A 3,892-nucleotide genomic window follows, 5' to 3' on the forward strand; every position below is an offset into this window, starting at 1 on the left:
TTCAGCGAAGGTATCGCGATATCCCAACGATCCTGGCTTCACATTCGGGCCGTAGATCAGAATTGGGATGTGCTCACGCGTGTGTTCAGTACCTTTCCAGCTTGGATCGCAGCCGTGATCGGCGGTGAGGATCAGAATGTCACCCTCTTTCACCAACTCCATCAGCTCTGGCAAGCGACGATCAAAGAATTCCAAACCGCCTGCATAACCGGCGATATCGCGACGATGTCCCCACGTTGAATCAAAATCAACGAAGTTCGTGAACACAATCGAGTTATCAGGCGCTTTCTTCATCTGCTCGATGGTGGCGTTGAACAACGCGTCTAAGCCGGTGGCTTTGACTTTCTGCGTGATGCCCTGCTCAGCGTAGATGTCGGCGATTTTGCCCACCGAAATCACTTCACCGCCCTTCTCATCCACCAGCTTTTTCAGCATGGTCGGCGCTGGCGGTTCCACTGCCAGATCGTGACGGTTGCCGGTGCGCTCGAAGTTGCCCGCTTTGTCGCCGACGAACGGACGCGCAATCACGCGGCCGATGTTGTAGCCGCCATTGGTCAGCTCTTCACGGGCGATTTCGCACAGCTCGTACAGGCGATCGAGGCCAAAGGTCTCTTCGTGGCAGGCAATCTGGAACACCGAATCCGCCGAGGTGTAGAAAATCGGCTTGCCGGTTTTCATGTGCTCTTCGCCGAGCTGGTCGAGGATCACCGTGCCCGATGAGTGACAATTACCGAGATAACCCGGCAGATCGGCACGTTTTACCAGAATATCCAGCAGCTCCTGCGGGAAGCTGTTCTCTTTGTCGCTGAAGTAGCCCCAATCAAACAGCACCGGCACGCCGGCGATTTCCCAGTGGCCCGACGGCGTATCTTTACCGGACGACAATTCGCTGGCGTAAGCGTACGCACCGATGATTTCCGCGTTGGGATCGAGGCCTGGCGGGAAACGACCGGTGGAGAGCTCAGCCGCTTTGCCGAGGCCCAGTTTGGTCAGGTTGGGTAAGTGCAGCGGGCCTTCGCGGCCTTCATTGGCGCGGCCTTCGAAACAGGCTTCGGCGATATGGCCGAGCGTGTCCGATCCTTCATCACCGAATTTATCGGCGTCTTTACTGGAGCCGATCCCGAAGGAGTCGAGAACCATAATAAAAGCACGTTTCATGCAAGTCTCCTGCGCAATGCGCGATGACAAGTCAAAAAAAAGCGATCAGATCAGTATACCCGAACGGCCGCTGCCTGGCACGAAGAAGCGCCAGTTATTCGCTGACGCGACGATAAACCACCGGCGTGATCGCTGGCGCAGTATCGCTCAGCGTGATGGCCGCTTTAACGGCGGCAGCGGCCTGTTGCCACTGCGCTTCGGACGCGGCGTGAATAATCGCCAGCGGACGCTGAGCGTCTACTGGCGTGCCAAGCGTGATCATGTCGCTCAGGCCCACGCTGTAATCAATGCTGTCGCTGGCACGCTGACGGCCACCGCCAAGCGCAACCACTGCCATGCCGAGCGCACGCGTATCCATTGCGCTGACGATACCGGCGCCATCGGCGTACACCGCTTTGCTCAGCGTTGGGGCTGGCAAATAGCTGTCCATGCGTTGGATGAAATCGACCGGGCCATTTTGCGCCGCCACCATGCGGGCAAACACTTCAGCGGCTTTGCCGTTATCCAGCACCTGCTGTAGCTTTTTACGTGCATCGGCGTCGTTTTCAGCCAGTTTGCCTGAGATCAGCATTTCCGAGCACAGCGCCATTGTCACTTCCAGCAGACGCGGATTGCGCGCTTCGCCGGTCAGGAACTGCACCGCTTCACGCACTTCCAGCGCGTTACCCGCAGTAGAAGCCAGCACCTGATTCATGTCGGTGAGCAGCGCTGTGGTTTTGCAACCTGCGCCGTTCGCCACGCCAACAATCGCCTGCGCCAGATTTTCTGAGGCTTCGAAGGTGGGCATAAAGGCGCCGGAACCCACTTTGACGTCCATTACCAGCGCATCCAATCCTTCCGCCAGCTTTTTAGCGAGGATCGACGCGGTGATCAGCGGGATGGAATCCACGGTGGCGGTGATATCACGCGTGGCGTAGAAACGTTTGTCGGCCGGTGCCAGCGAGTTGGTCTGGCCAATAATCGCGATGCCGACGTCTTTAATAATCTGGCGGAAACGATCGTCGCTCGGAAAGATATCGAAGCCCGGAATCGCTTCCAGTTTATCCAGCGTGCCGCCGGTGTGGCCGAGGCCGCGCCCGGAGATCATCGGCACATAACCGCCGCATGCCGCCACCATCGGGCCAAGCATCAGCGAAGTGACATCGCCAACGCCGCCGGTGGAGTGCTTATCAACAATTGGGCCGTTGAGATTGAGCGATTTCCAGTTCAGCACCGTGCCGGAGTCGCGCATCGCCATGGTCAACGCCACGCGCTCGTCGAGCGTCATATCATGGAAATAGATGGTCATTGCCAGCGCGGCGATTTGGCCTTCTGAAACGCTGTTGTCGCGCACGCCGTTGATAAAGAAGCGGATCTCCGCTTCACTCAGCGCCTGGCCGTCGCGTTTTTTACGAATAATTTCTTGTGGCAGGAACACGGTTGCCTCCCCGGAATAGAGAGGTCGCCATAAATGGCGACCCTACGAACATCAATATGAACTTAATAACCCGCTTTGCTGGTCGCGGTTTCGTGGCCCAGCGTATTCAGCAGGCTTGCCAGCAGGCTGGAAGCACCAAAGCGGAAATGACGCGCATCCGCCCAGCCTTCACCCAGCAGGTCGTCCGCCAGCTTCAGATACAGCGCCGCGTCTTCCGCAGTGCGCACGCCGCCAGCCGGTTTGAAACCAACCTGCTGCTTCACGCCTTTATCGCGGATCACTTGCATCATGATCGCCGCCACTTCTGGCGTCGCGTTGACCGGCACTTTACCGGTTGAGGTTTTGATGAAGTCCGCGCCCGCATCGATAGCGATTTCCGACGCAGCACGAATCAGCGCTTCGTCTTTCAGCTCGCCGCTTTCGATGATCACTTTCAGCAGCACGTTTGCCTGTGCGCAGGCTTCTTTACAGGCTTTCACCAGCTCAAAACCGATGTCACGGTTGCCAGCAATCAGCGCACGATACGGGAACACCACGTCCACTTCGTCAGCGCCGTAGGCGATGGCCGCGCGGGTTTCAGCCAGCGCGATCTCAACGTCATCGTTGCCGTGCGGGAAGTTGGTGACGGTGGCGATGCGAATTTCTGGCGTGCCCTGCTCGCGCAGCGCTTTACGTGCTGCCGGGATGAAACGCGGATAGATGCAGATGGCAGCGGTGTTACCGGCTGGGGATTTCGCCTGACGGCACAGCGCGATCACCTTCTCGTCGGTGTCGTCTTCGTTCAGGGTGGTTAAATCCATCAGTTGCAATGCGCGCTGTGCTGCTGCTTTCAGGTCGGTCATGATGCTCTCCAAAATTCAGATCGGCGGGCACAACCCACCGGGGAATGTGACAATTCTAACAACTACCGTGACAATGAATTGCGCTTCATGTCACACGAAAAAGAAAACCCGTCATTTAAATACAGTCATTTAGTGATAAACATCACAAATAACCGTTAGTCAGGCCGAAATGCGCCGCGATGACCATTGTTATTATTATCACAAAAATGGGCGCGAAAGTGTACTCTCAGCTTTATCAATGTAGCTAATCAGGCGTAAGGCAGCGTAAATGCAGAATCTGTCGGGGGGAGAATCAGGCAGGCAAGGCGAACAGCTGCTGGCTGTTATGCCACAGCGCGTCGGCAATCACTTCGGGGGATTCACTGCGTAACTGGCACAGCACGTCAAACACGTTGCGCGCCCGCTCCGGACGATTGGGCTGGCCCTGAAAACCGTGCAGCGGCATATCGGGCGCGTCGGTTTCCAGTAATAACGC

4 protein-coding genes are annotated in these 3,892 nt (G+C 57.1%); all 4 read right to left on the bottom strand.

Annotation, left to right across the window (positions count from 1 at the left end):
• The coding region (deoB, locus tag RTY00_RS21400) for a phosphopentomutase (protein ID WP_312666083.1) at positions 1–1,158 on the bottom strand (1,158 nt) is incomplete at its 3' end.
• A gap of 94 nt (positions 1,159–1,252) precedes the next feature.
• Positions 1,253–2,575 (bottom strand): thymidine phosphorylase, encoded by a 1,323-nt coding sequence (gene deoA, locus RTY00_RS21405; RefSeq protein WP_312666085.1) that lies wholly within the window; start codon positions 2,573–2,575, stop codon positions 1,253–1,255.
• 62 nt (positions 2,576–2,637) lie between these two features.
• Positions 2,638–3,417, bottom strand: a complete 780-nt coding sequence (deoC, locus tag RTY00_RS21410; RefSeq protein WP_008103289.1) for a deoxyribose-phosphate aldolase — start codon at positions 3,415–3,417, stop codon at positions 2,638–2,640.
• 292 nt (positions 3,418–3,709) lie between these two features.
• On the bottom strand, positions 3,710–3,892 hold a 183-nt coding region (locus RTY00_RS21415; protein ID WP_312666088.1), incomplete at its 5' end, for a TatD family hydrolase.

The organism is Pantoea sp. CTOTU49201, assembly GCF_032054795.1.
GTDB classification, from domain to species: domain Bacteria; phylum Pseudomonadota; class Gammaproteobacteria; order Enterobacterales; family Enterobacteriaceae; genus Pantoea; species Pantoea symbiotica.